We start from the raw sequence: 23976 nt of genomic DNA, 5'->3' as shown, positions 1-23976 counted from the left end.
GAGGCGGTGGCCATGAACGCGAACGGCAAGGGCAATGGGAGCGGAGCTCTCGAAGGTGCCGTGGTCGCTGTCGCCGGAGCCGCGGGCCCGGCCGGGCGGGCCGCGCTGCTGAGGCTCGCCGAGGCCGGTGCGACCGTCGTCGCCTCCGACGCCGACGCCACCCGACTGGCCGAGGCGGTCGACGCCGCGCGCTACGCCCACGGCGGCGCCACCGTCACCGGTGACACAGTCGATCTGCTGGACCTGGCCGCAGCCCGCGAATGGGCGGCCAAGACGGAGAAGGAATTCGGCCGGATCGACGGCCTGGTCCACCTCGTCGGCGGCTGGCGCGGCAGCGCGAGCTTCGCCGAGACCGACCTCGCCGACTGGAACCTGCTGGAGAAGCTGCTGATCCGTACGGTCCAGCACACCTCGCTGGCCTTCCAGGAGGGTCTGCAGCGCAGCGACCGGGGTCGCTATGTGCTGATCAGCGCGGCCGGGGCGAGCAAGCCCACCGCGGGAAACGCGGCCTATTCCGCGTCGAAGGCCGCGGCCGAGGCCTGGACGCTCGCGCTCGCCGACGCCTTCCGCAAGGCGGGGGGCGACGAAGGGCCCAAGACCGCGGCTGCGATCCTGATCGTCAAGGCACTGGTGCACGACGCGATGCGAGCCGAGCGCCCCAATGCGAAATTCGCGGGCTTCACCGACGTCAAGGAGCTGGCCGATGCCATCGCCGGCGTCTGGGACCGGCCCGCCCCGGAAGTGAACGGAAAGCGCCTGTGGCTGACCCCACAACCGTAAGGACCGACGCGCGACGCCACCACGACCCGCAGGTACGCGGCTTCGCCAGTGACAACTACGCGGGCACGCACCCCGAGATCCTCGCGGCCATCGCCCTCGCCAACGGCGGTCACCAGATCGCCTACGGCGAGGACGACTACACCGAGCACCTCCTGCGCGTCATGCACAGTCACTTCGGCCCCACCGCCGAAGCCTTCCCGGTCTTCAACGGAACCGGCGCCAACGTCGTCTCCCTCCAGGCGATGACCGACCGCTGGGGTGCCGTGATCTGCGCCGAGTCCGCCCACATCAACGTCGACGAGGGCGGCGCCCCGGAGCGGGTGGGCGGCCTCAAGCTGCTCACCGTGCCCACCCCGGACGGCAAGCTCACGCCCGAGCTCATCGACCGGCAGGCGTACGGCTGGGACGACGAGCACCGCGCCATGCCGCAGGTCGTCTCGATCACCCAGAACACCGAGCTGGGCACGGTCTACACACCCGACGAGATCCGCGCCATCTGCGAGCACGCCCATGGCCACGGCATGAAGGTCCACCTGGACGGGGCCCGGATAGCCAACGCCGCGGCGTCGCTGGACGTACCGATGCGTACGTTCACCAACACCGTCGGCGTCGATGTCCTGTCCTTCGGCGGCACGAAGAACGGGGCGATCTTCGGCGAGGCCGTGGTCGTCCTGAACCCGGACGCCGTCCGCGCCATGAAGCACCTGCGCAAGCTGTCGATGCAGCTCGCCTCGAAGATGCGCTTCGTCTCCGTACAGCTGGAGGCGCTGCTCGCCGGAGACCTCTGGCTGCGCAACGCCCGGCACGCCAACGCGATGGCTCAACGCCTCGCGGAGGGCGTGCGTGCGGTGGACGGCGTGGAGATCCTTCACCCCGTCCAGGCCAACGCCGTCTTCGCCCGGCTGCCGCACGAGGTGAGCGAGCGGCTCCAGAAGCGCTTCCGCTTCTACTTCTGGGACGAGAAGGCCGGTGACGTGCGCTGGATGTGCGCCTTCGACACCACGGAGGACGACGTCGACGCATTCGTCCTCGCGCTGAAGGAAGAGATGGCGAAGTAGCCATACGCGAAGTTGCCATAGCTGAATAGGTATGCGGCTGAACGGAAAGTCATTGACATTCGGTCTGCCGCATACCTACGCTCGGCGCGCATGGAGCTGATCCAGTACGTCCCGGAACTTTCCGCGTACCTCGCCGCCGATGAGGCCATCGACCACGAGCATCTGCTGGTACGGAAGACGGTCGCCGATCTCCGCGGCAGCGCCGCCGAAGCATATGCATACGCGGCCGCCGCCTATGCCTTCGTGCGCGACACCATCGAGCACTCCGCCGATTCGGGTGACACGCGGGTCACCTGGCGCGCCTCCGACGTCCTCGCGACGCGCAACGGCATCTGTCACTCCAAGTCCCATGCCCTGGCCGCCCTCCTCCGTGCGGCGGGCATCCCGGCCGCCCTCTGCTACCAGGCGCTCGCCGAGGACAACGGGGATCCAGGCCCCGTGCACGGGCTGATCGCACTCCGGCTGCCCGGCCGTGACCGCTGGGACCGCCAGGACCCCCGGGGCAACAAGCCGGGCGTCGACGCCCGGTTCTCGCTCGACGGGGAGCGGCTGGCCTGGCCCGTCCGGCCGGAGTTCAATGAAGTGGACTATCCGGTGCTCTATGCAGCACCGCATCCGGCGGTACTGCGCGGCCTCCGGTCCGCCGAGAACCGTGCGCAGCTGTGGCGCACCCTGCCCACATCGCTCTGAGATCCCGTCCCGAGGCAAGGCAGCCGATGACCCTGACGTTCAACGTCTCCGACGACGTACGCACCCTCGCCCCCGGCTTCACCCATCTCGCCGTCGAAGCGCGTGGGCTGGTCAACGGGCCCAGCAACGAGGAAAGTTCGGCTCTTCTGGACGAGGCGGCCCGCCGCCTGACCGAGCGGCTCGCCGGCCGGGCCCCGCACGAGGACCCGCACATCGCCGCCTGGCGCGACATGTACACCGCCTTCGGCGCCAAGCCCTCCCGCACCCGCAACTCCGCCGAGGCCCTGGCCCGGCGCGCGCTCACCGACGCCGGGCTGCCGCGCATCAATCTCCTGGTCGACCTCTACAACGCCATCAGCGTCGCCCATCTGATCCCGGTCGGCGGCGAGGACACCGACCGCATCAGCGGCGCCATGCGGCTCGTGCGCTCCACCGGCAGGGAGCCGTTCCCCACCGTCGCGGGCGGCGCGGAGACCGTGGAGCACCCCGAGCCCGGCGAAGTCGTCTGGTGCGACGACGAGGGCGTCACCTGCCGCCGCTGGAACTGGCGTCAGGGGCTGCGCACCCGGCTCACCGAGGAGTCCGTGAACGCCGTGTTCCTGCTGGAGCGCCTCGCGCCCATGACGACCGGCGAGCTCGAAGCCGCGGGCACCGAACTCGCCGAGCGGTTGGAGAAGCTGAGCCCCGGGGCGCGGATCACCGTCGCCACTCCTCGGTGACGTTCTGGCCGCGTCAGCTCTTCTCGCGCACCTCGGCGGGCGTCGGGGCCGTACCGCCCAGGTGCGAGGGGACCCACCAGGTGTCGCTCGCGTCCTTCGGGCGTACAGGATAGGCCCGCTGAGCCGCTTCGAGGAGCTCCTGGACCCGCTCCCGCAGCCGCCGGGTGATCGCTCCCGCGTACTGGTCGGTGGGTGCCTGCACAGGCTCGCCGACCCGGATCGTCACCGGAACGTGGTTGCGCCTGAAATTACGCGTGCGGCCCTTGGTCCACAGCCTCTGCGTCCCCCACAGCGCCATCGGGATCAGCGGCACGCCGGCCTCCTGGGCCAGCCGGGCCGCGCCCGACTTGAAGCTCTTCAGCGTGAACGACTCCGAGATCGTCGCCTCGGGGAACACGCCGACGATCTCGCCGGAGCGCAGCGATGCCAGCGCGTGCGCATAGGCGTCCTCGCCCTGCTTGCGGTCGACGGGGATGTGCTTCATACCGCGCATCAGCGGCCCGGAGACCTTGTGCCGGAAGACCGATTCCTTCGCCATGAACCGGACGAGCCGCTTCTGCGGCAGAGCCGTGAGCCCGGTGAAGATGAAGTCCAGATAGCTGATGTGGTTGCTGACCAGTACCGCGCCACCGGTCTTCGGGATGTGCTCGGAACCCTGATTATCGATCTTCAGGTCAAGCGCCTTGAAAAACGTACGAGCGGCGCCGATGACCGGTCGATAGACGAGTTCTGCCATCTGGGGAAGACCCTTCTTCTGCGCCTGAGGAGGGTTCTCCCGGCGGAAGTTACGCAGCCGTAGGTTTGCGGCATTGCGCCGATCGTGCCCCATGCGCGACGCGGTGGCCAGTCTCCCGGGGCGCGGGCCGCGAGATTCTCGTCACGTGGAAGCGTCGGGAATGTCTCGGTGCCCGGTGGTGCTGACCTCTTGCGAAGAGCTCTGACAGGAGGCCGAGGGTGGACGGGCAGACGGACGAGGGAACGCTGGACGCGGCCCAACTCGGCGCGGAATTGGGGGAGCGGGCCACCCTCGTGCAGTTCTCCAGCGCGTTCTGTCAGCCCTGCCGGGCCACCCGCCGCACGCTTGCCGAGGTGGCGCGCATGGTGGACGGCGTCGCCCATGTCGAGATCGACGCCGAGGCGCATCTCACTCTCGTGCGCGAGCTGGAGATCAGCCGGACGCCGACCGTGCTGGTCCTCGATGCCACCGGACGGATCGTCCGCCGGGCCGTCGGCCAGCCACGTACCGTCGATGTCGTCGCCGCGCTGGGACGGGCGATGTGACGGACCGTGACGCATCTCCCACATTGCGGAACGCTCTTGACTGCACCCACCACGCATCGTCAGTCTGACGCTATGCCGCCAGAACTCCTTCTCTACGGCCGGGTCCACGTGGATCTCGCCCGCAACGCGAGTGCGCGCTGTCCGGGTGCCTGAGCAACCACGGCCCCGTACGCCTCTCCCGCAGAAGGACACCTTCATGACGGCTTCGCCCGAGCTCGGCACCCCCCGCACGGCATCCCCCGAACTCCTCCGCTCGGTCTTCCGGCAGCATGCCGCGGGTGTGGCGGTGATCACCGCCGCGGGTGACCGGCCGGTGGGTTTCACCGCCACCTCTCTCAACTCCGTCGCCGCCGAGCCGCCGCTGATCTCCTTCGGTGTGGGGACCTCGTCCTCCAGTTGGCCGGTCGTGGCCGAGGCGGAGCACATCGGCGTCCACATACTCGGTGAGCACCAGCAGGAGCTGGCCACCACCTTCGCCCGCAGCGGCGCCGACCGCTTCGGCCTGTCCACCTATTGGCGCAGTGGGCCCGAGGGTGTGCCGGTGCTCGACGGAGTGGTGGCGTGGCTGGTCTGCCGCGTGGTGGCGCGGATCCCGGCGGGGGACCACCGGATCGTGATCGCGGAGGCCGTGGTCGGCGACCCGGCCGGAGGCGGTCGCCCGCTCCTCTACCATCAGGGTCGTTTCACCGCGCTGCGGGACTGAGGAACTCCCGTGCGGCGGCTGGGCGCCGAGCGTCGGCCAGGTCACATCCAAAGGGCTTGCTCATGGGTGACACACTGGGTGTACTGGCGAGTAATATTTTGATCGGAGCGCCGGTCGCCCTGACCGGAAACCGCCCCATAAGGCGCCTATGCTGCGTGCAACAAGGCAGCCCAGAAATGACGATGCAGTAGGAGAGCCGGCGTGAGCTTGAGGATCGTTGTCTGTGTGAAGTATGTGCCCGATGCCACCGGTGACCGGCATTTCGCGGATGATCTGACGCTGGACCGTGAGGATGTCGACGGTCTGCTGTCGGAGCTGGACGAGTACGCGGTGGAGCAGGCGCTGCAGATCGCGGACGGGGCGGACGATGCGGAGATCACCGTGCTGACGGTGGGTCCGGAGGATGCCAGGGACGCGTTGCGCAAGGCGCTGTCGATGGGTGCGGACAGGGCTGTTCACGTCGAGGACGACGATCTGCACGGTACGGACGTGATCGGCACGTCGCTGGTGCTGGCCAGGGCGATCGAGAAGGCGGGCTACGACCTGGTGATCTCGGGCATGGCGTCGACGGACGGCACGATGGGTGTGGTTCCCGCGCTGCTGGCCGAGCGTCTGGGTGTCCCGCAGGTCACGCTGCTGTCCGAGGTCTCTGTCGAGGGCGGGGTCGTGCGGGGCCGCCGTGACGGCGACAGCGCGTCCGAGCAGCTGGAGGCCTCCCTCCCGGCGGTGGTGTCGGTGACCGACCAGTCGGGCGAGGCACGCTACCCCTCGTTCAAGGGGATCATGGCGGCGAAGAAGAAGCCGGTGGAGTCCTGGGACCTGGAGGATTTGGAGATCGAGGCGGACGAGGTCGGCCTGGCGGGTGCCTGGAGCGCGGTCGACTCTGCGGCGCAGCGCCCGGCCCGCAGCGCGGGCACGATCGTCAAGGACGAGGGTGAGGGCGGCAGGCAGCTGGCCGAGTTCCTGGCGGGTCAGAAGTTCATCTAGCCCCCTTGTCCGTTTCCGTTCCGTCGTTTCTTCGCAATCTGCAGGAGATTGAAGTCCCATGGCTGAAGTTCTCGTCTATGTCGACCACGTGGACGGCGCCGTCCGCAAGCCCACTCTGGAGCTGTTGACGCTGGCGCGTCGGGTCGGTGAGCCGGTCGCGCTCGCGCTGGGCGCGGGTGCGGCCGAGACCGCGTCGGTGCTGGCTGAGCACGGTGCGGTGAAGGTCCTGACCGCGGACGCCCCCGAGTTCGCCGATTATCTGGTCGTGCCGAAGGTGGATGCGCTGCAGGCTGCGGTCGAGGCGGTGTCCCCGGTCGCGGTGCTGGTTCCGTCCTCCGCCGAGGGCAAGGAGATCGCCGCCCGCCTCGCGGTCCGGATCGGTTCCGGGATCGTCACCGACGCGGTGGATCTGGAGGCCGGTGAGCAGGGTCCGGTGGCCACGCAGTCGGCGTTCGCCGCGTCGTTCACCACGAAGTCCCGTGTCACCAGGGGTGTCCCGGTCATCACGGTGAAGCCGAACTCGGCCCCGGTCGAGGCGGCCCCGGCCGCGGGTGTGGTCGAGACCCTGCCGGTCGGCTTCTCGGCGCAGGCCACCGGCACGAAGGTTCTCTCCCGCACCCCGCGCGAGTCGACGGGGCGTCCGGAGCTGACCGAGGCCGCGATCGTGGTGTCCGGTGGCCGTGGCGTGAACGGTGCCGAGAACTTCGCGATCATCGAGGCGCTCGCCGACTCGCTCGGCGCGGCGGTGGGTGCCTCGCGTGCCGCGGTCGACGCGGGCTGGTACCCGCACTCCAACCAGGTCGGCCAGACCGGCAAGTCGGTGTCCCCGCAGCTGTACATCGCGTCGGGTATCTCCGGCGCGATCCAGCACCGGGCGGGCATGCAGACCTCGAAGACGATCGTCGCGATCAACAAGGACGCCGAAGCCCCCATCTTCGACCTCGTCGACTACGGCGTCGTCGGCGACCTCTTCCAGGTCGTCCCCCAGCTCACCGACGAAGTCAACACCCGCAAGGGCTGATCCTCCGGGGGAGCTGTACCCGTTCTCGACGGTCCGGGGCCGCGTGGTGTGTTCTCACCGCGCGGCCCCGGACCGTTTCTGATCACCATTGACGCAGGTTCGACGGCCTTATAGCTTCACCATACGGATTGTTGATTCCGGAAAGCGGAAACAGTGCGACTGTGGAGGGTGTGGAAATGGGTCAGCAGGAGAAGGTGGAAACGAGCCTCGCCGGTGCGGTGAGCGAGGAGATCAGCGCCTCCCTCACCGCGGTCGACGCCGAGCTCGCCCGCCGCTACCCGGGAGACCCGGGGACGCGCCAGCCGGTCCACACGGTCTACGTCCCCGGCGACACGTTCACCGCGGGCACCATCCGCTTCTGGGGGGACCAGGCGCTGAAGGCCCTCGATGAACACGCCCCCGACGCGCCCTCGTTCGCCGCCGTCCTCGGCATCCCTGACGAGCTCGCCGCCCCCGTTTACGACCGCGTACGCGCCAAGCTGGAGCGCGAGCCCGTCGAGGATCTGCGCATCGACTTCGAGGACGGCTACGGCCCCCGCCCCGACGCCGAGGAGGACGAGGCGGCCGCCCGCGCCGCCCGGCTGATCTCACAGGCGTACGAGAACGGCACCGCGGCCCCGTACATGGGCATCCGGATGAAGTGCATGGAGGCCGCCGTGCGCGACCGGGGCATCCGTACCACGGACATCTTCCTCACTGGCCTCATGCGGGCGGGAGGTCTGTCCGACGGCCTGGTCCTCACCCTTCCCAAGGTGACGTACCCCGAACAGGTCACCGCCTTCGTCCGGCTCCTCGAAGCCTTCGAGGAGGCCCACGGTCTGCCGTCGGGCCGACTCGGCTTCGAGATCCAGATCGAGACCAGCCAGTCGATCCTGGCTGCCGACGGCACCGCCGCCGTGGCCCGCATGATCGACGCCGCGCGGGGCCGCGCCACCGGTCTGCACTACGGCACCTTCGACTACAGCGCCTGTGTCGGCGTCAGCGCCGCCTACCAGGCGAGCGACCACCCGGCCGCCGACCACGCCAAGGCCGTCATGCAGGTGGCCGCCGCAGGCACCGGCGTACGGGTCTCCGACGGCTCCACCAACGTCCTCCCGGTCGGCCCCACCCACCAGGTCCACGAGGCCTGGCGACTCCACTACGGCCTCACCCGCCGCGCCCTGGCCCGCGCCTACTACCAGGGCTGGGACATGCACCCGGGTCATCTGCCGACCCGTTACGCGGCCGTCTACACCTTCTACCGCGAGGGCCTGGAGCAGGCCGCCGCGCGGCTCGCCGCGTACGTCGCCAAGGCGGGCGGCGACGTCATGGACGAACCCGCCACCGCCAAGGCGCTCAGCGGTTACCTGCTGCGCGGCATCGACTGCGGCGCCCTGGACACCGCCGAGGTCGCCCGCCTGACCGGGCTGAAGCGCGCGGACCTGGACGCGTTCGCATCGCCGCGGCGGGGCGGGCTGACGGTGACCGCGCCGTAGCGGCCGACCGCGCAAGGGGCCGCGCGGCGCGGCCCGGTGGCTCAGGCGGGCGGCAGCTCGCCCGAGCCGCGTTGGATGAGCCGCGTGGGGAGCTCCACGCGGGCCGGGGCGTGGTCCGCGCCGTCCAGGCGGCGGAAGAGGTGCTCGGCGGCGGTGCGGCCGACGGCGGCGGCATCCTGGGAGACGACGGTGATGCCGAGCAGATCGGCCAGTTCGATGTCGTCGAAGCCGACCAGGGCGATCCGGCGTTCCTGCTCGGCGAGAACGCGCACCGCTGTCACCGTCACCCGGTTGTTGCCCGCGAACAGCGCGGTGACGGGCTCGGGTCCGGAGAGCATCTTCTCGACGGCGGCCCGCACCCGGTCGGGCTCGGTCGACCCGAGGGCGACCCAGGAGTCCTCGACCGTCGTCCCGGCGTCCGCCATGGCCGCGTGGTAGCCGCGCAGTCGTTCCGTGGCGGTGTGGATGCGCGGCTGGTCGCCGATGAAGCCGATCCGGCGGTGGCCGTGCGCGATCAGATGGGCGACGCCCTCGCGGGCGCCCCCGAAGCTGTCGGAGAGGACCATGTCGGCGTCGATACGGCCCGCCGGGCGGTCCACGAAGACGGTGGCGATGCCGGCCTTTATCTCCGGCTCCAGATAGCGGTGGTCGTCGCCGGCCGGAATCACGATGAGCCCGTCCACCCGGCGCGCGCACAGGGCGAGTACGAGCTCCTGCTCGCGCTCCGGGTCCTCGGCGCTCGACCCGTTGATGAGCAGGGCGCCGTGAGCCCGGGCGACCTCCTCCACCGCGCGGCTCAGCGGCCCGTAGAACGGGTCGGCGAGATCCTCCAGGACCAGGCCGATGGAGGCGGTGCGGCCCTTGCGCAGGACACGCGCGCTGTCGTTGCGGCGGAAGCCGAGCGCCTCGATGGCCTCCTGGACCCGGCGTTCGGTGTCGGGCGTGACGCCCGGCTCGCTGTTGACCACACGGGAGACCGTCTTGAGGCCCACTCCGGCGCGGGCCGCCACATCCTTCATGGTCGGCCGGTTGCCGTAACGGTTCTCGGAATGACGGGCGGTCTCGGCCACGGTGCGCTGTCCTGTCGTCGGGTGCGGGCGGTCCGGTCGGCCCACGGAGCGGTGCCGGAGGCTGTGCCGTCGAGCATAGGCCCTGGACAACGTTGTCAGCTGAATGGAGACTAGGCAGACTGTTTCCCGAAGCCGCAGGTCCCCGCCCCCTACTCACGGAGCCACACCGATGCATACCGACCTCGTCGCCGCGCTGGACATCGGCGGCACCAAGATCGCCGCCGCGCTGGTGGACGGCGGCGGGGGGCTCCTCGTACGGGCGCAGCGGCCGACGCCCGCCCGGGAGAGCGCCGAGACGGTGATGGGCGCCGTGACAGAGGTCCTGGCAGAGCTGTCGCAATCGCCGCTGTGGGAGCGGGCGACGGCCGTCGGTATCGGCAGCGCCGGCCCGGTGGACGCCTCGGCCGGTACGGTCAGCCCCGTCAACGTCCCCGGCTGGCGTGACTTCCCGCTGGTGGAACGGGTTGGCAAGGTGGTCGGCGGGCTGCCCGTGGAACTGGTCGGCGACGGCGTCGCGATGACCGCGGCCGAGCACTGGTTGGGTGCCGCCCGCGGCTATGACAACGCGCTGTGCATGGTCGTGTCGACCGGTGTCGGCGGCGGACTCGTCCTCGGCGGAAAGCTGCACCCCGGGCCCACGGGCAACGCCGGGCACATCGGCCACGTCAGCGTGGACCTGGACGGCGATCTGTGCCCGTGCGGTTCGCGCGGCTGCGTCGAGCGCATCGCCAGCGGGCCGAACATCGCCCGCCGGGCCCTGGAGACCGGCTGGCGGCCCGGTCCGGACGGCGACGCCTCGGCCGCCGCCGTGGCCGCCGCCGCGCGCGCCGGGGATCCGGTCGCCATCGCCTCGTTCGAGCGTGCAGCGCAGGCGCTGGCCGCGGGAATCGCCGCCACCGCCACGCTCGTCGAGATCGAGATCGCGGTGATCGGCGGAGGGGTGGCCGGTGCGGGTGACATCCTCTTCGCTCCGCTGCGCCGTGCCCTGCGCAGGTACGCCACGCTCTCCTTCGTCCAGCAGCTCACGGTGGCCCCGGCGGTCATGGGGACCGACGCCGGGCTGGTCGGCGCGGCGGCCGCGGCGGTGCGGGTCGCCTCGGGCGATGCGGTGGCCGTTCAGGCCTGATCGTCCGGCGGGAAGAAAAGCGCCGGAAGGGCCCGGGACCGATGTCCCGGGGCCCTCCCGGCGTCCGAAGGTGCGACGTGGCCCGTAGCCGCGGGCGTGATTCCACGTCGCTGTCCCCCCGGCTGTCCGGCAGATTCGCCCGTCGGCGCTCCCCTTCAGCAGGTGATCCGCAGGTCCGCCCAGTCCGCGTGGTCGGAATCGATACCGTCCCCGCCGTCGGTGACCACCAGACGTACCACCTGCGCACCGCTCACATCCGCGGAGAGTGGCTGCGCGGGCATCGCGTTGGTCAGCACGCCGGTCGATGCCACCTTCGTACCGTCGGCCCAGACCTCGAAGGCGACCGTCCCCTTGGCGCCCTTCTCGTCGTCGGCCCCGACCTGCGCGGTCACGGTGCCGCATGCCCCGCCGGTGTAGAACTCGACGGCGCTGTCGGCGTGCACGCCGAGGCCCTTGGCGAAGACCGTGCCGCCGATGGTGAGAGGATTTCCGTCACCCGCTTCGCTCTCGCCGTTGCTGGTGTCCTTCTCGACCGGACCCCAGCCGTTGGCTTCGGAGAGCCGGGGCAGATCGCCGAGGTAGCCGCCGCCCACAGGTGGCGCGACCACCACATGGGCCTGGAACGGGACCGTGGACGTCACCCGTGTTCCGGCCGGTGAGCGGTAGCGGGCGGTGAGCGTCAGATCGTACGCACCGGTGGCCGTGCCCGCAGGGGCCGTCACCTGCCAGCGGGTGGCGAGGGCCCGGCCGGTCGGCAGCGCCGGCGATCCGGTCGGCGATACGGCCTTCACCCGCCAGCCCGAGGGGCCGGTGAGTGCCGCGGAGACCTTCTTGGCGGGGGTGCGGCCGAGATCGGTGACCGTCGTCGTGAGAGTGGCGGTGCGACCCGCCTCGACCAACGGCCTCCCGTTCAGGCCGACTTCCACGGCGGGCGGATGCGCGGCCCACTTGCGGTCGGCCGCGATGCGCAGCAGTACGGTCCCGTGCGCCGGAACTGTCGCCGAGACGCCGCCCGCCGTGTTGTACGTCGTGTGCTCCCACAGGTCGCGCATCGTGTACGCGGTGGCCTTCGGCAGCCCTGCCGCCTCGGCCGTCGTCGAGATGCGCTGGGCGCTGCCGGTCTCGTTGAAGAGAGCCACGACGCGGCTGCCGTCCTGCATCTCCTTGGCGACGACCCAGCGTCCGCCGGTGGAGGAGAGGACGGTGCCCTGCTTGCCCAGCGGGTCCTGATCGACCGCGATGACCTCGTGGTTGGAGAGGATCTCGAAGGTTTCCGGGCCCGCCTTGCGCAGATCGGAACCGATGAGCAGCGGCGCCGCCATCACGGACCACATGGAGAAGTGGGTGCGGTACTCAGTGTCCGTCATGCCGCCGTTGCCGACCTCCAGCATGTCGGGGTCGTTCCAGTGCCCTGGGCCCGCGGCCGCGGCGAGGGGAAGGTTCTGCTTCATGATCGACAGCATGCTGCCCCAGCTGTCGTTGATGTCGCCGGTGGTGCGCCAGAGATTGCCGATGCCGGCGGCCCACTCCCAGGGCTTGTTCTCGCCCCATTCGCAGATGCTGTAGACAATGGGGCGGCCGGTCGCCGCCAGTGCGTCCCGCATCGTCGTATAGCGCTGTTTCGCGTCGACACCCTGGTTGTTGCAGTTGTCGTACTTGAGGTAGTCGATGCCCCAGTCGGCGAACTGCTGCGCATCGCTGTACTCATGGCCGAGCGCACCCGGAAGCCCCACGCTGTCGCAGGTCTTGGTGCCGGCACTGGTATAGATGCCGATTTTCAGGCCTTTGGAGTGGACATAGTCCGCGACTGCCTTGATGCCGTTCGGGAAGCGCTGCGGATCGGCCTCCAGTTTTCCGTCCGCATTGCGCTGCGGCTTTGCCCAGCAGTCGTCGAGATTGACGTACTGATAGCCGGCGTCCTTGAGGCCCTTCTCGACGAAGATGTCGGCGATTCCCTTGACCATCGACTCGTTGAACTCGGCGCGGCAGTGCGTCGAGTTCCAATTGTTGAACCCCATGGGAGGGGTGAGCGCGAGGCCGTTGTCGGCCCGGGGAGCCGACGCGGGCGCGGGAGCCGGTGCATCCGCGACGGCGGGAACGGTCGCTCCCGTGGCGCAGAGCAGCCCGGCCAGCAGCGCTCCGATGACTCCGCGGGGGCTGGTTCGGGTTGTACGGGTTGGAAGATGACGCATCGATACGTTCCTCCATACTCGTGCGGGATCAGTTAAGGCATGTGCACGCCAAGTCGTGCGATTACGGTAGAGCGTGTTGGAGTCTGTTGGAAGGGGAGCGGCAACGGTTGTTCGGCATCTCGTCAAAACCCTTGACGGCACCATCACTTGGGGGTGAGATCCAATCGCACGTTCGGTTGTGTTGGGTTGCATCCCAGAGGAGTTGGGCATGACGCAGTCTGATTACGACAGGTCAGGTGTGCCGGGCAGCGTCGTAGGACATCGGATGTCCCGGCGAAGTCTGCTGCGTGGCACGGCAGTCGGCGCAGGAGCCGTGACGCTTCCCTCCCTGCTCGCCGCGTGCGGAAGCGGCCCCGGTGGTGACGGCAAGACGATCACCATGGGCTCGAATTCGTCCGACCCCGTACCGAAGAAGGCCTTCGCCGATGCCTTCTCGGCGTACGAGGCACAGTCGGGCGGGCGAAAGGTGGAGGTCAACACCGTCGACCACAACACCTTTCAGGAGAACATCAATCGCTATCTCCAGGGCAAGCCGGACGATGTCTTCATGTGGTTCGCCGGCTACCGGATGCAGTTCTTCGCCGAGAAAGGCCTGCTGTACGACATCAGTGACAACTGGCAGGAGTACAAGGGTTTCTCGGCCGCGCTGAAAGCCCAGTCGTCGGGTTCGGACGGCAAGCAGTACCTCACGCCGTACTACTACTATCCGTGGGCCGTCTTCCACCGCAAGAGCCTGTTCGCCGATCGCGGCTATCAGGCGCCGAAGACGCTCGACGAGTACGTGGCCCTTGCCAAGCAGATGAAGAAGGACAAGCTGGACCCCATCGCCTTCTGCGACAAGGACGGCTGGCCCGCCATGGGCACCTTCGACTACATCAACATGCGGACCAATGGCTATGAGTTCCACAAGAGCCTGATGGCGGGCGAGGCCGCCTGGACCGACAAGCGGGTCAGGGAAGTCTTCGACACCTGGCGCCGGCTGCTCCCGTACTGCCAGCAGGGCGCCAACGGCCGCACCTGGCAGGAGGCCGCCACCAGCCTTCAGAAGAAGGAGGCCGGCATGGCCGTGTTCGGCCTGCCGCACCCCGGCCAGCAGTTCCCCGAAGGGGAACAGAGCGACCTCGACTTCTTCCCCTTCCCCGTCATCAACCCGGAGCACGGGCAGGACGCGGTCGAGGCACCCATCGACGGGTTCCTGCTGGCGAAGAAGTCGAAGAGCCTCAAGAACGACAAGACCCTGGAGAGCGCCAAGGACCTGCTCAAGTGGCTGGCCACCGGGAAGGCCGAGGACATCTACCTGAAGAGCGACCCGAACAACATCGCGGTCAGCGACCAGGCGGACATCTCCGCGTACACGCCGATCCAGAAGAAGGCCGTGGAGCTGGTCTCCGGGGCCAAGCAGATCTCCCAGTTCCTGGACCGCGACACCCGGCCGGACTTCTCCTCCACGGTCATGATCCCGGCGATCCAGAAGTTCATCAGCAACCCGAACGACGTGGACGGCCTGGTCAATGACATCGAACGGCAGAAGAAGACCATCTTCGCCGCCGACTGACCCCGGACGACCCCGATGGAATCCCACTGAACCTGGAGTACCGACCGTGTCGTTCCTCTCGGCGCGGCGCACCGGACGGCGGGTCTCGCGGCGGTTCACCGGCCGCGACCTCGCCGTACTCGGTGTGCTGCTCGGCATACCCGTCCTGCTCGACATCGCCATCGTGTGGGGACCGACCCTCGCCTCCGTCGTGCTCTCCTTCACCAGCTGGGACGGCATCGGTGACATCACATGGGTCGGTACGCGCAACTACGAGAACCTCTTCACCAACTACCCGCAGTTCTGGCCCGCCGCCCGGCACAATCTGCTCTGGCTCGCCTTCCTGGGCATGGTCGCCGCGCCGTTCGGGCTGCTGCTCGCCGTACTCATCGACCGGGGCGCGCGTTTCAGCCGCTTCTACCAGTCGACGCTGTACATGCCCGTCGTGCTGTCCCTCGCCGTGGTCGGTTTCATCGCCCAGCTGGTCTTCTCCCGCGACCAGGGCGCCCTCAACGCGGTCATCGGGGACACGGATTCGCCGACCGACTGGCTCGGCGACCCGGACCTCAACATCTGGATGGTCCTGCTGGCCGCGGCCTGGCGGCACACCGGCTATGTGATGATTCTCTACCTCGCCGGGCTCAAGGCCGTCGACCCCTCGCTGAAGGAGGCCGCGGCGATCGACGGGGCGGGCGAGGCCCAGACCTTCTTCCGCATCGTCTTCCCCACGCTGCGGCCGGTCAATGTCATCGTCGGCGTCATCACCGTCATCGAGTCCTTGCGCGCCTTCGACATCGTGTACGCCGTCAACCACGGCCGCAACGGACTCGAACTCCTCTCGGTGCTCGTCACCGACAACATCATCGGCGAGGCCAGCCGCATCGGCTTCGGCTCCGCCATCGCCGTCGTCCTGCTGGCCGTCTCCCTGGGATTCGTGGTGACGTACCTGGTCCAGGAGCTCCGAGGGGAGAAGAACCGTTGACCGTCCACACCGCCCCCTCCTCCGCGCGTCCCACCGCACCCCCGGCGCCAGCCCCCGCGGCCGCCCGGCGCCGTATCCGCCCCGGCAGGATCGGCGTCCACGCCTTTTTGACGGCGGTCTCCCTCGCCTTCCTCGCCCCGCTGCTGCTCGCGGTGTACGCCTCGCTGCGGCCGTACGACGAGACGTCGGAGCACGGCTACTTCTCGCTGCCCCGCCACCTCTCCCTGGACTACTACCGCCAGGCGTTCTCCGACTCCGGCATGACGAAGTACTTCGTCAACACCATGATCATCGCGGTCCCGGGGGTGCTCATCACCCTCTTCCTCGCCTCCTTCGCGGCCTTCGCACTGGCCCGGCTGAGGCTGCGCGGCGGCCTCGTCCTGCTCATGCTCTTCACCGCAGGGAACCTGCTGCCGCAGCAGGTGATCGTCACGCCCCTGTACGTCGTCTTCAACCGCATCCCGCTGCCCTACTGGATGTCCGACTCGATGACGATGTTCGACTCGTACTGGGCCGTCATCACCGTCCAGATCGGCTTCCAGCTCGGCTTCTGCGTCTTCGTCCTGGCCAACTTCATGCGCACCCTGCCCCAGGAGATCCTGGAGGCCGCCATCGTCGACGGCGCGGGCATCTGGACCCAGTACCGGCGGATCACCCTGCCCCTGTGCCGCCCGGCCCTGGCCGCGCTCGGCACGCTCCAGTTCACCTGGATGTACAACGACTTCCTGTGGGCGCTGGTCTTCATCTCCGACGGCGACAAACTCCCCGTCACCTCGGCACTGAACAATCTCAGGGGCCAGTTCTTCACCGACTACAACCTGCTGGCAGCCGGCTCGGTCATCGTCGCGCTGCCGACACTCGTGGTCTTCCTCCTGCTCCAGCGCCACTTCATCGCGGGCCTCACCCTGGGCTCCAGCAAGGGGTAGCCGACGGCACGGCGGGGCACGGGCAGCCGGCTACTCACAGCCGACCCCGTCCCCGTCCCGGTCGAGATGCCGCCCGTAGCCGGGGTCTCCGGAACGGATGGGTGCGGCGCCCGCGGCACGCACGGCAGTGCAGTTGGCGTAGTACACCGAGCTGTCTCCACCCGATCCGGATCCACCGGACGTGCCGTCCTCGCCCGCCGGCGCGACGGTCACTCTGACGGTTTTGGTCTTCGTGACGGTCGGTACCGGCTCCGGGCTCGCGGTGACCGTCTCGGTGGGTGCGGGTGCCGCAGTGGCGGTCACCGTGGCTGTCGCGGTCACCGTCGCCGAGGGTGCGGCCTGTGCTTTGCCCGCCGTCTGCGCCTCTGCAGGATCGTTTGCTCCGCCGATCCCCACGCCCACGAAGAACAGGGCGATGGCAGCCGGGATCAGGATGCGCTTCCGCGTCCACTTCGGGCGATGCTCAGGGGAAGCGGGAGCGCCGTAAGGGTTGTTGACGGGCGGCTGGGGCGGCTGACCCCACGGCGGCTGGTGGCTCTGAGACATACATCCCCCTGAGTGCGGTTGATGGAGGGATGAACGTATCGGCCCGGAATCGGGTTGGTAGCAGCATGTTCCGTTGGTGATGGATCTGTGACCAAAAAGTGAAGGAAGTGACGGTCGTGCTCGGCGGGAGCCATCCGTGAGCAACCCCATGCCGGCCGTCCGCAGGAAGAAGCCGGACCAGGCCCACCGAGCCGCGGTCAGTGGCCCCGGTCCGTCGCCTGTTGCGGTACGACCACCAGGAACGCGTCCTGGTCCAGGTCCATGACCACCTCCGCCGCCATGCCCTCGCAACGGCGGGCAGCTGCGAATTCCTCTGCGGGCCAGCTGCCTCGCGGTCCTCCCGCGGGAAAGCGTTCAAGTACTGTGCGACGCACGGTGCACCCCCTGGTCGTCGGTCCGGCCTGTCCGCTCAACGACCTTTCGGGTGCCCCCGTTACGGCCGGGCTCGTACAGTGGGACGCCGTCCGCGGACGACCGGCGGCGCCGTTCGGGTAACAGCATCGCCACAACAGGGTTTTCGCGGCAGGGTGTTGCGCAGGGCTTGATCAAGTTCCGTTGAGGTCGGGCTTGTAGGTGATGCCCAGGATGGGGAGGGCTCGTTCGGGTTGGTCGCGGATGGCGCGGGTGGTCTTCGCAATGTTGGTCGCTCCGAGGGCTTTGAGGGCTCCGATCGCGAGGTTGCGGAGGGTGGCCATGACGCGGGGTGCGTTGCCGGCGTGGACAGTGGAGGCGTCTTCGGCGAAGGTGCGGTCGCGGATGTGGTGCTGGGCTTCCACGGTCCAGTGTCCGCGCAGGTGGGAGGCGAGTTCGGCCGGTTTCGCCTGGTGGACGTCGAGGCTGGTGACCGCGTAGACGGTCTCGCGGGTCTCCTTCCTGCCGGTCTCTTTGCGGCGGCGGTGAACGCGGAGGGCGAGCTTCGCGTGGGGGAAGGCGATGCCGCCGAGGTTGTCGGCGATGGCGAGAGTCTTGATCGAGCGGGACTCGCGACGGCCGTGTCCCTTGCTCGAGGCGGTGTGCTGGATGGCCACCGCATGCCAGTCCAGGCCGTCCAGTTGGGCCCAGGCGGTGGGCTGGTTGGGCTTGATCACGGCCACGTAGTGCGCCTTCTTGGTCTCGGCCAGCCAGGCGACGTTGGCCTTCACGGAGTGCAGCGCGTCGAAGGTGACCACGTCTCCCTCCAGGTCGAGCGGTGCAAGGAGGGGCTGGAAGTGCCGTGTCTCGTTGGTCTTGGACCCAACCTCAGCCTGGGCGAGGGTGACCGGGCAGCCGTGAGTGACGGCGGACAGCAGGTGCCGGCGGGGCTGGTCCAGGCGGGCGGAGCTGCGCAGTGCCTTGCCGTCAACGGCGATCACGCGCCGTCCGTCCCGGACTGCTGCCGTCCTGGCGGTGTGGCGGTGAGCCAGCCAGGCACCCACGGCCGCATCGAGTGCGTTGGCGTCGAGGCGCTCGAGGACCCGCCCGATCGCCGACCTTGACGGCGCATGCCGCCAGCGCAGCAGATGACGGCGCACGCCGAGCGAGGCAAGCAGCCCGGCGTCGGCGCGGGAGCCCCACTCGGCAAGTTCGTCGATGGTCCGGGCTCCCGAGACCGCGGCTGCCGCGCAGACCAGCAGGATCGAGGTCAACGAGTACCAGCGGCCCCGCCGGGAGCGCGGATCGGAAACCGCCTCCAGGAAGATGCGCAGGTCAGCCGTGTCGTCCGGATTGAGGGGACCCAGCTTGGCCAACACGGCGGGGATCGGGGAAGATGAGACAGCGGACACGGGAACCTTCTTGATCACTTGGCTTAGACACCTGAATGATCACGGACCCCGTGTCCGCTCTGTCATCCGCCCCAACCCGCGGCCACCCTCACGCCAGTTGGGCGATCCCGGGAACTTGCACAAGCTCTGCGCCTGACCCCGAGCAACAACTGACACTCAGTGCGTTGTGGCAAACCGGATCTCGTTCGAAGCCCGCGGTGCGGGTGATCATTCGGACAGAGATGCCGGTGCGGTCGTGGGCATAGAGAAACGGGCCCCTTGGTAGTGACGTGGTTGTTGAGGCCGGTCACGAGCAAGGAGGCCCGTTGTCGGACGAGTTGACCATCTCTGCTGTGCCTGCGTCCACTGCGGTCACCCTTGGGTGTGACTGCTACGTGCACCGGTTCGGTTCGATCGCTGCGGGGCGGCGGGCAGGCTGCTATCCGAGTGACATGACGGACGCGGAGTGGGCCGAGGTCCGCTCCGTGATGCCGGTGCCGGCCTGGCTCCTGAAGCGGGGCGGGCGTCCGGAGGCGTTTTGCCATCGCGAGATGCTCGACGCGGTGCGCTACCTCGTCGACAACGGTGTGAAGTGGACGGCTCTGCCGGTCGACTTCCCGTACTGGCGGGCGGTCTACGATTTCTTCCGCCGCTGGCGGTCCTACGACTACGTGCGTGAGCTGTACGAACGCCTGCGACGCTCGGCGAGGGAACGCACGGGCCGCAACGCCGAGCCCAGTGGGGGGATCATCGACAGTCAGTCGGTGGACGCCTCCGAAACCGTCGGTGAGGACAGTCGCGGATACGACGGGGGCAAGTCATGTGACGGCCGCAAGCGCCACATCCTGACCGACACAGAGGGCCTGCTCCTGGAGGTCACCGTGACCACAGCGGATGTGCATGACTCCAAGGCCGCCCCGGCGCTGCTGGAGGCATTCATGGAACAGCCGGGCCGACTGCTAATACTGGTGTGGGTCGACAGCGCCTGCCAGGGTCCGGCGCTGGCGAAGGCGTTCGCCCGCCACGGGGTGCGGATCGAGGTCGTGCGCCGGTCCGACGGACAACGCGGATTTGTCGTACTGGCCCGCAGGTGGGTGGTGGAGCGAACGCTGAGCTGGCTCTCCCGCTCACGCCGCCTCAACCGCGACCACGAACGCCGCCCCGATCACCACCAGCAGATGGTGTGGTGGGCCGCCGTGATCAGGCTGTCGAGGCGCCTGGCCGCAGACGCTCCGCGCTGGCCGGAGAAGCGTCCCGAGCGACTGCTCCCGGCGCCGGCGTGAACCGCCCGTCCTCCGCCCGCAGCAGCCAGCCCCGCTTCTCCAGCACATAGGCACGGTGACGGATCTTCTCCACCTCGTTCTTGATCTCCGCCTCCCGGCCCACCGCCCGGGTCAGCTCCACCCCGTTCACCGGCCCCGAAGCGGCCACCACCGCGGCGAACACCTCCCGATACACGCCGCTGAGCACCTCCTCACCGATGCCCGGCCGCCACACCGGCGGCCGCCCACCATGCACCGGGCCTGAACCGTTCGGTCCCCCAGTGGCAGCCACCTCACCACCAGACAGCACAGAAACCGGCGTATTCACCGCGCTCTCCTCGGCCAGCACCGACACCAGCTCCTCACGCCCCACCCGGGCCCGCTCGACCCGCTCCCGCGCGGCATCCACCTCCGCCTGAGCCTGCTCGAGGACCTCCGTCCAGGACTCCAGCTCCTGCCTCGCCCGCGCCTCACGCCGCTCCATCAACCCCAGCACCGACGGCATCACAACCTCCTCGATCAACAACAAGCCGTCCGCTGCCTGCCCCTACCCCTCCACGATCACACCCCGCACACGAAGAAGCCCCTGCTCATCGAACAGGGACTCCCTTTGCCACAACGCACTCAACAACCAGGATCAGCCGTTAAATTGACACACCCGGCGCGTCCACAGGCTTCCGAGCGGGCGTGGAATTCAGCCGTTGAGAACGCGGTAACTCAATGCGGGATACGGGAAGGTGGCCGTGTGAAGGGTTCCGAGGACGAAGTAGAGATCGCCTGTGGTGCCAGGGGCACCGGTGCGGCAGTCGGGATTGAAGTAGACGGCGACGTCGGTGGCAGAGAGGTTAGTTGCGGAGCGGGCGCTCTGCGGCAGAGTCCGGCAGCCGGTGCTGGTGAGATCCACTGGGTACTCCGTGCCGGTCTGGTCGACGCCGGCATAGAAGGACACCCCGGGGTAGGTGACCGCGCCAGCGGGCTGTGCCGCAGCAGTGCAAGCAAGCATCGCGGCGCCGCAGAGGCTGGCCGCGACAGCGGCGCGTTGGATTATCAGGGGATTGGTCATGGCTTCCACCTCGTACTCGTATAGGTCAGAGAGCTGCCACTTTTGCGGCAACAAGGCAGCTCTAGCGGAAGATATTGCCTGTTCAACCAACTCTGCAAGGTCGATTTAGGCCAGCGTGGGCGGCCATATCGGTGCGCAGGATATTCGCCGAGGCCAAGGCATCGACGGCATCGGACTTCTTCCGAGCGTCGGGGGTTCAGTCCGCTCGGGGGAAGAGTTTTTCGACTGCGGTGACAAGGGCGGCGCGGCGGGCGAGGAGCGAGGGGTCCTGTGCCTGCGCTTCGGCGAAGGTGCGCAGTTCGGGCTGGGCGGCCCAGGTAAAGGGCGAGCTGACTGACCAGGGCGAGGACGTCCACCGGGCCCCAGGCAGGGTCGACCTGTCCGGCCTGCTGTTCTTGGCGCAGCTGCTCGAGTTTGCGCGCGGTGGACACCTGTATGGGGTTGTCGTGGGCCGCGGCGGTGTCCGCCACTTCGAGGCGCCCCCAGGCGATCAGGCGATAATGGTCGGGGCGGGCGGTGAAGTGGTCGAAAAGGCGGCCGGCGTAGCCGGGCAGGTCGGCCGGGTCCATGGGGGTAGCTTCGGCCAGTGCGGCGTATCGCGCTCGGTGATGTGGGCGTAGACCCGCTCCTTGCTCGTCCTGGCCTCCGGGCGATGGGGTCCACGCGGGCTCCGGCGATCCCATGGCGGGCGAACTCGTCCTTGGCCGCCGGCCACGATCCGCTGACGGGCGTCGGCGGGCTCGTGTCCGGTTGAGGGGCGCATCGTGGTCGAGCTCGGGCCGGGCGATTCAGTTCCGCGGTCGGCGCCGAATTCGATGGCTTTGACGACGGAGGCGGTGAACTCCGTAGTGGAGGCCGAGCCGCCGAGGTCGCGGGTGGAGGTGTCCGAGGCGATGGTTTGGGTGACACCCGCCACGATGATCTCGGCGGTCCGGGTCAGGGCGCCGGCCTCCGCCACCACGCACGCGACGCCATGCGACTGCTCGCCACTCTCGGCATCATGTGACCAAACCGGACAGACTCGCTGAACGACGCCGCCCTGGGCGGTGGGCTGTGTGCGGGAAGAGGTGAAGCTCCTGGTAGATGGGTTGTCGACTACCGGTAGTTCGTTAATTCCGGCGGTGGCACGGGTTGACGTCGGGTCAGGTTGGTCGTACGTCGGTGGTAGGAGTCGACTCCCTTGCAGGGGGCAGAAGATGACCGCTCGCCGTCCGTGTCCGCGTGCGCTGGGGCCGTTGGAGAAGTACGCGGCCCGGTTCGACGACCTCTTCTTCAGCTTGGCACAGCGGCGGGGTTTTCGTGAGTATCTGACCGGATTGCTGGCGCCGCGGGAGCGAAACAAGACCATCACCTGCCTGGCAGGGGCGGAGCCGGTGGCGGGTGCGGGTATGTCGGGGGTGCAGCGGCTGCAGTTCTTCCTGTCCGAATCCCCCTGGGAGGACGAGCAGGTCAACGACCGGCGGCTTGAGCTGCTGCGCGAGGAGCAGGCGACGGCTCCGGGGACCGCAAGGACGGCACGGCGACCGCGCATGTGGGCAGGCAAGACGGACAACGGCATCGTCAGGGTGACCACGGTGTGGACCGATGGCAGCGGTACTACCCGCTGCACGCGACTCCTTACACCCCTGCCCATCACTTCGCCTGTGGCCGGTCCGATCCGGCGTTCCGCACGAAACCGCAGCTGGCCGCTGCTCTCGCGGGCCGTGGGAAGGAGGCGGGCTTCGGCTGCCGGGCGGTGGTCGCTGCCCTGACCCACCGTCAACAAACCACCGCTGGCCTGGTCCGCAGCAGGCGCGGGCCCGTAGTGGATGACCCTCCGGCGATCTTCTCGTGCAGCGTGTTGGCGTGTGTCTTGGTGCGGTGTGACGCCTCGCCGGAATAGAGCTGGGGCGGCGTCGCAGGCGTCGCTGTGCGTATCGCGCCGGGCTCTCACTCGCCACAACGTTGATCGACGGGCACGCGGTGTGGCCGAGTGGCGCGTGCGTGGGTTCGGCCCGCTCTCGCGTACCTACCGTGACGGCATCTTGAGTAGTTGATCGATGCTCGTCTTGATCTGCTCCGGTGTAGTGCCTCGCCTGGCTGTGAGGTGCCGGATCAGACTCGGCGAGGAGAGGGAGAGCAGGAGGTCGGCCAGGACCGCGGCGTCGGCGTCGGGCCGGATCTGGCGTACCAGCATCGACACGTGCAGGTGCCAGGCCAGGTATGGGCCGGTGGTGTAGCGCGCGAGGGGTGAGACGGTTTCTGCGGCGAGCATGACCGTCTGGTGCTCCGCGACGTGGTCGGTGAGTGCGTGGAAGAACGCGCGCAAACGGTCGCCGGGCGGGGCGCCGGGGCCCAGCGGCGCGGGGCCGCTGAGGAAGGTCTGCTGGAACTGTCGCTCGCGGTGGTCCACAAGGGCGAGGAGCAGCTGGGTCAGATCGCCGAATCGGCGATAGACCGTTCCAACGCCGATTCCGGCCACCTGCGCCACGCTGTTCATCGTGACGGCCTCGGGGCCGTGTTCGGACAGCAGTTGCTCCGCCGCGTCAAGGATGCGCTGGCGATTGCGCGCGGCGTCCGCGCGCTCTGCCGGCGGTTGGCCAGCAGCCACGATTTCGATGCCGTCCCTGTGGCGTTCGTCTCCCATGCCGCCAAGGCTACCGGAATCCTTGCCATCCGGATGGCTATCCGGTTATGCTCGCGAAAGATAAAGCGGATAGCTATCCGAATAGGTGCTTCGTCGCCAGCCAGACCCGCTGGGTCGATGGAGACTCCGCCAACAACAGTTGACCCCGGGCTCGGCCAGCAGCGCCGCCGGACGACCCGGACCCCGCAGCCCA

The 23976-nt window shown here is 68.8% G+C and carries 25 protein-coding genes and 1 pseudogene; 15 read left to right on the top strand and 11 right to left on the bottom strand.

From position 1 onward, the window contains the following. The first annotated feature begins 12 nt into the window (after positions 1 to 12). The 4 genes from OG507_RS04805 to OG507_RS04790 all read left to right on the top strand — a co-directional run bounded on the left by OG507_RS04805 (position 13) and on the right by OG507_RS04790 (position 3247). Positions 13 to 780 carry an SDR family NAD(P)-dependent oxidoreductase gene (locus tag OG507_RS04805; protein WP_327365871.1) on the top strand — a complete coding sequence of 256 codons (768 nt, stop codon included), beginning with the start codon at positions 13 to 15 and terminating at the stop codon, positions 778 to 780. Then, positions 759 to 1838, top strand: coding sequence for a threonine aldolase family protein (locus OG507_RS04800; RefSeq protein WP_327365869.1), 1080 nt, complete (start codon positions 759 to 761; stop codon positions 1836 to 1838). The genes OG507_RS04805 and OG507_RS04800 overlap by 22 nt, the downstream gene beginning before the upstream one ends. A 90-nt stretch (positions 1839 to 1928) precedes the next feature. Beyond that, positions 1929 to 2528 carry a transglutaminase domain-containing protein gene (locus tag OG507_RS04795; protein ID WP_327365868.1) on the top strand — a complete coding sequence of 200 codons (600 nt, stop codon included), beginning with the start codon at positions 1929 to 1931 and terminating at the stop codon, positions 2526 to 2528. 26 nt (positions 2529 to 2554) lie between these two features. Next, a complete protein-coding gene (locus tag OG507_RS04790; protein WP_327365867.1) occupies positions 2555 to 3247 on the top strand; it encodes a B3/B4 domain-containing protein in 693 nt (230 codons plus the stop codon). Between the two features lie 13 nt (positions 3248 to 3260). Here OG507_RS04790 and OG507_RS04785 read toward each other — a convergent pair whose 3' ends face one another. Next, complete coding sequence (locus OG507_RS04785; RefSeq protein WP_327365866.1) at positions 3261 to 3983, bottom strand: lysophospholipid acyltransferase family protein; 723 nt, start codon at positions 3981 to 3983, stop codon at positions 3261 to 3263. Positions 3984 to 4201: 218 nt separating this feature from the next. On the opposite strand from OG507_RS04785, the gene OG507_RS04780 reads away from it, so the two are divergent. The 5 genes from OG507_RS04780 to OG507_RS04760 all read left to right on the top strand — a co-directional run bounded on the left by OG507_RS04780 (position 4202) and on the right by OG507_RS04760 (position 8714). Continuing rightward, entirely contained in the window at positions 4202 to 4528 is a 327-nt protein-coding gene (locus OG507_RS04780; protein ID WP_327365865.1) for a TlpA family protein disulfide reductase, read from the top strand. Positions 4529 to 4724: 196 nt separating this feature from the next. Beyond that, positions 4725 to 5231, top strand: coding sequence for a flavin reductase family protein (locus OG507_RS04775; RefSeq protein ID WP_327365864.1), 507 nt, complete (start codon positions 4725 to 4727; stop codon positions 5229 to 5231). 201 nt (positions 5232 to 5432) lie between these two features. Continuing rightward, entirely contained in the window at positions 5433 to 6218 is a 786-nt protein-coding gene (locus tag OG507_RS04770; protein WP_327365863.1) for an electron transfer flavoprotein subunit beta/FixA family protein, read from the top strand. A gap of 58 nt (positions 6219 to 6276) precedes the next feature. Continuing rightward, positions 6277 to 7239: an electron transfer flavoprotein subunit alpha/FixB family protein gene (locus tag OG507_RS04765; protein WP_327365862.1), complete on the top strand. Its 963-nt coding sequence runs from the start codon at positions 6277 to 6279 to the stop codon at positions 7237 to 7239. Between the two features lie 176 nt (positions 7240 to 7415). After that, positions 7416 to 8714, top strand: coding sequence for a DUF6986 family protein (locus tag OG507_RS04760; protein WP_327365861.1), 1299 nt, complete (start codon positions 7416 to 7418; stop codon positions 8712 to 8714). A gap of 41 nt (positions 8715 to 8755) precedes the next feature. Here OG507_RS04760 and OG507_RS04755 read toward each other — a convergent pair whose 3' ends face one another. Continuing rightward, positions 8756 to 9784 carry a LacI family DNA-binding transcriptional regulator gene (locus OG507_RS04755; protein WP_327365860.1) on the bottom strand — a complete coding sequence of 343 codons (1029 nt, stop codon included), beginning with the start codon at positions 9782 to 9784 and terminating at the stop codon, positions 8756 to 8758. 169 nt (positions 9785 to 9953) lie between these two features. On the opposite strand from OG507_RS04755, the gene OG507_RS04750 reads away from it, so the two are divergent. Beyond that, positions 9954 to 10910, top strand: a complete 957-nt coding sequence (locus tag OG507_RS04750; RefSeq protein ID WP_327365859.1) for an ROK family protein — start codon at positions 9954 to 9956, stop codon at positions 10908 to 10910. 155 nt (positions 10911 to 11065) lie between these two features. On the opposite strand, the gene OG507_RS04745 is transcribed toward OG507_RS04750, so the two are convergent. Further along, positions 11066 to 13102: an NPCBM/NEW2 domain-containing protein gene (locus tag OG507_RS04745; RefSeq protein ID WP_327365858.1), complete on the bottom strand. Its 2037-nt coding sequence runs from the start codon at positions 13100 to 13102 to the stop codon at positions 11066 to 11068. Positions 13103 to 13367: 265 nt separating this feature from the next. Here OG507_RS04745 and OG507_RS04740 point away from each other — a divergent pair, with 265 nt between their 5' ends. The 3 genes from OG507_RS04740 to OG507_RS04730 are packed head-to-tail and all read left to right on the top strand — an operon-like array spanning position 13368 to position 16544. Next, the gene (locus tag OG507_RS04740; RefSeq protein WP_327371864.1) at positions 13368 to 14657 is read left to right on the top strand and encodes an ABC transporter substrate-binding protein; all 1290 of its coding nucleotides are present in this window, start codon (positions 13368 to 13370) and stop codon (positions 14655 to 14657) included. A 46-nt stretch (positions 14658 to 14703) separates the two neighbouring features. Further along, positions 14704 to 15618 (top strand): carbohydrate ABC transporter permease, encoded by a 915-nt coding sequence (locus OG507_RS04735; RefSeq protein WP_327365857.1) that lies wholly within the window; start codon positions 14704 to 14706, stop codon positions 15616 to 15618. Further along, positions 15615 to 16544: a carbohydrate ABC transporter permease gene (locus OG507_RS04730; RefSeq protein WP_442810944.1), complete on the top strand. Its 930-nt coding sequence runs from the start codon at positions 15615 to 15617 to the stop codon at positions 16542 to 16544. The genes OG507_RS04735 and OG507_RS04730 overlap by 4 nt, the downstream gene beginning before the upstream one ends. Before the next feature lie 30 nt (positions 16545 to 16574). On the opposite strand, the gene OG507_RS04725 is transcribed toward OG507_RS04730, so the two are convergent. The 3 genes from OG507_RS04725 to OG507_RS04715 form a co-directional block, all read right to left on the bottom strand. After that, positions 16575 to 17090, bottom strand: coding sequence for an excalibur calcium-binding domain-containing protein (locus OG507_RS04725; protein WP_327365856.1), 516 nt, complete (start codon positions 17088 to 17090; stop codon positions 16575 to 16577). Between the two features lie 197 nt (positions 17091 to 17287). Next, the gene (locus OG507_RS04720; RefSeq protein WP_327365855.1) at positions 17288 to 17464 is read right to left on the bottom strand and encodes a hypothetical protein; all 177 of its coding nucleotides are present in this window, start codon (positions 17462 to 17464) and stop codon (positions 17288 to 17290) included. Positions 17465 to 17635: 171 nt separating this feature from the next. Continuing rightward, the gene (locus tag OG507_RS04715) at positions 17636 to 18853 is read right to left on the bottom strand and encodes an ISAs1 family transposase (RefSeq protein WP_327365854.1); all 1218 of its coding nucleotides are present in this window, start codon (positions 18851 to 18853) and stop codon (positions 17636 to 17638) included. Positions 18854 to 19284: 431 nt separating this feature from the next. Between OG507_RS04715 and OG507_RS04710 the strand changes: the two genes are divergently transcribed. Continuing rightward, entirely contained in the window at positions 19285 to 20115 is an 831-nt protein-coding gene (locus OG507_RS04710; RefSeq protein WP_327365853.1) for an IS5 family transposase, read from the top strand. On the opposite strand, the gene OG507_RS04705 is transcribed toward OG507_RS04710, so the two are convergent. The 4 genes from OG507_RS04705 to OG507_RS04690 all read right to left on the bottom strand — a co-directional run bounded on the left by OG507_RS04705 (position 20033) and on the right by OG507_RS04690 (position 22118). After that, the gene (locus OG507_RS04705; RefSeq protein WP_327365852.1) at positions 20033 to 20599 is read right to left on the bottom strand and encodes a hypothetical protein; all 567 of its coding nucleotides are present in this window, start codon (positions 20597 to 20599) and stop codon (positions 20033 to 20035) included. The two genes, OG507_RS04710 and OG507_RS04705, sit on opposite strands and share 83 nt — an antisense overlap. 189 nt (positions 20600 to 20788) lie before the next feature. Next, the gene (locus OG507_RS04700) at positions 20789 to 21157 is read right to left on the bottom strand and encodes a hypothetical protein (RefSeq protein WP_327365851.1); all 369 of its coding nucleotides are present in this window, start codon (positions 21155 to 21157) and stop codon (positions 20789 to 20791) included. After that, positions 21154 to 21726 (bottom strand): hypothetical protein, encoded by a 573-nt coding sequence (locus OG507_RS04695; protein WP_327365850.1) that lies wholly within the window; start codon positions 21724 to 21726, stop codon positions 21154 to 21156. The genes OG507_RS04700 and OG507_RS04695 overlap by 4 nt, the downstream gene beginning before the upstream one ends. Beyond that, a complete protein-coding gene (locus OG507_RS04690) occupies positions 21648 to 22118 on the bottom strand; it encodes a hypothetical protein (RefSeq protein ID WP_327372243.1) in 471 nt (156 codons plus the stop codon). Before OG507_RS04690 ends, OG507_RS04695 begins: the two co-directional genes overlap by 79 nt. A 235-nt stretch (positions 22119 to 22353) precedes the next feature. On the opposite strand from OG507_RS04690, the pseudogene OG507_RS04685 reads away from it, so the two are divergent. After that, positions 22354 to 22901: pseudogene (locus OG507_RS04685) on the top strand (transposase); the annotation flags it as partial. Positions 22902 to 23165: 264 nt separating this feature from the next. Here the strand turns inward: OG507_RS04685 and OG507_RS04680 are convergent. Beyond that, positions 23166 to 23783, bottom strand: a complete 618-nt coding sequence (locus OG507_RS04680) for a TetR/AcrR family transcriptional regulator (protein ID WP_327365848.1) — start codon at positions 23781 to 23783, stop codon at positions 23166 to 23168. Positions 23784 to 23976: the final 193 nt, after the last annotated feature.

It is taken from the genome of Streptomyces sp. NBC_01217 (genome assembly GCF_035994185.1).
Taxonomy (GTDB): Bacteria; Actinomycetota; Actinomycetes; order Streptomycetales; family Streptomycetaceae; genus Streptomyces.
This window is presented reverse-complemented; position numbering and strand designations above follow the sequence as displayed.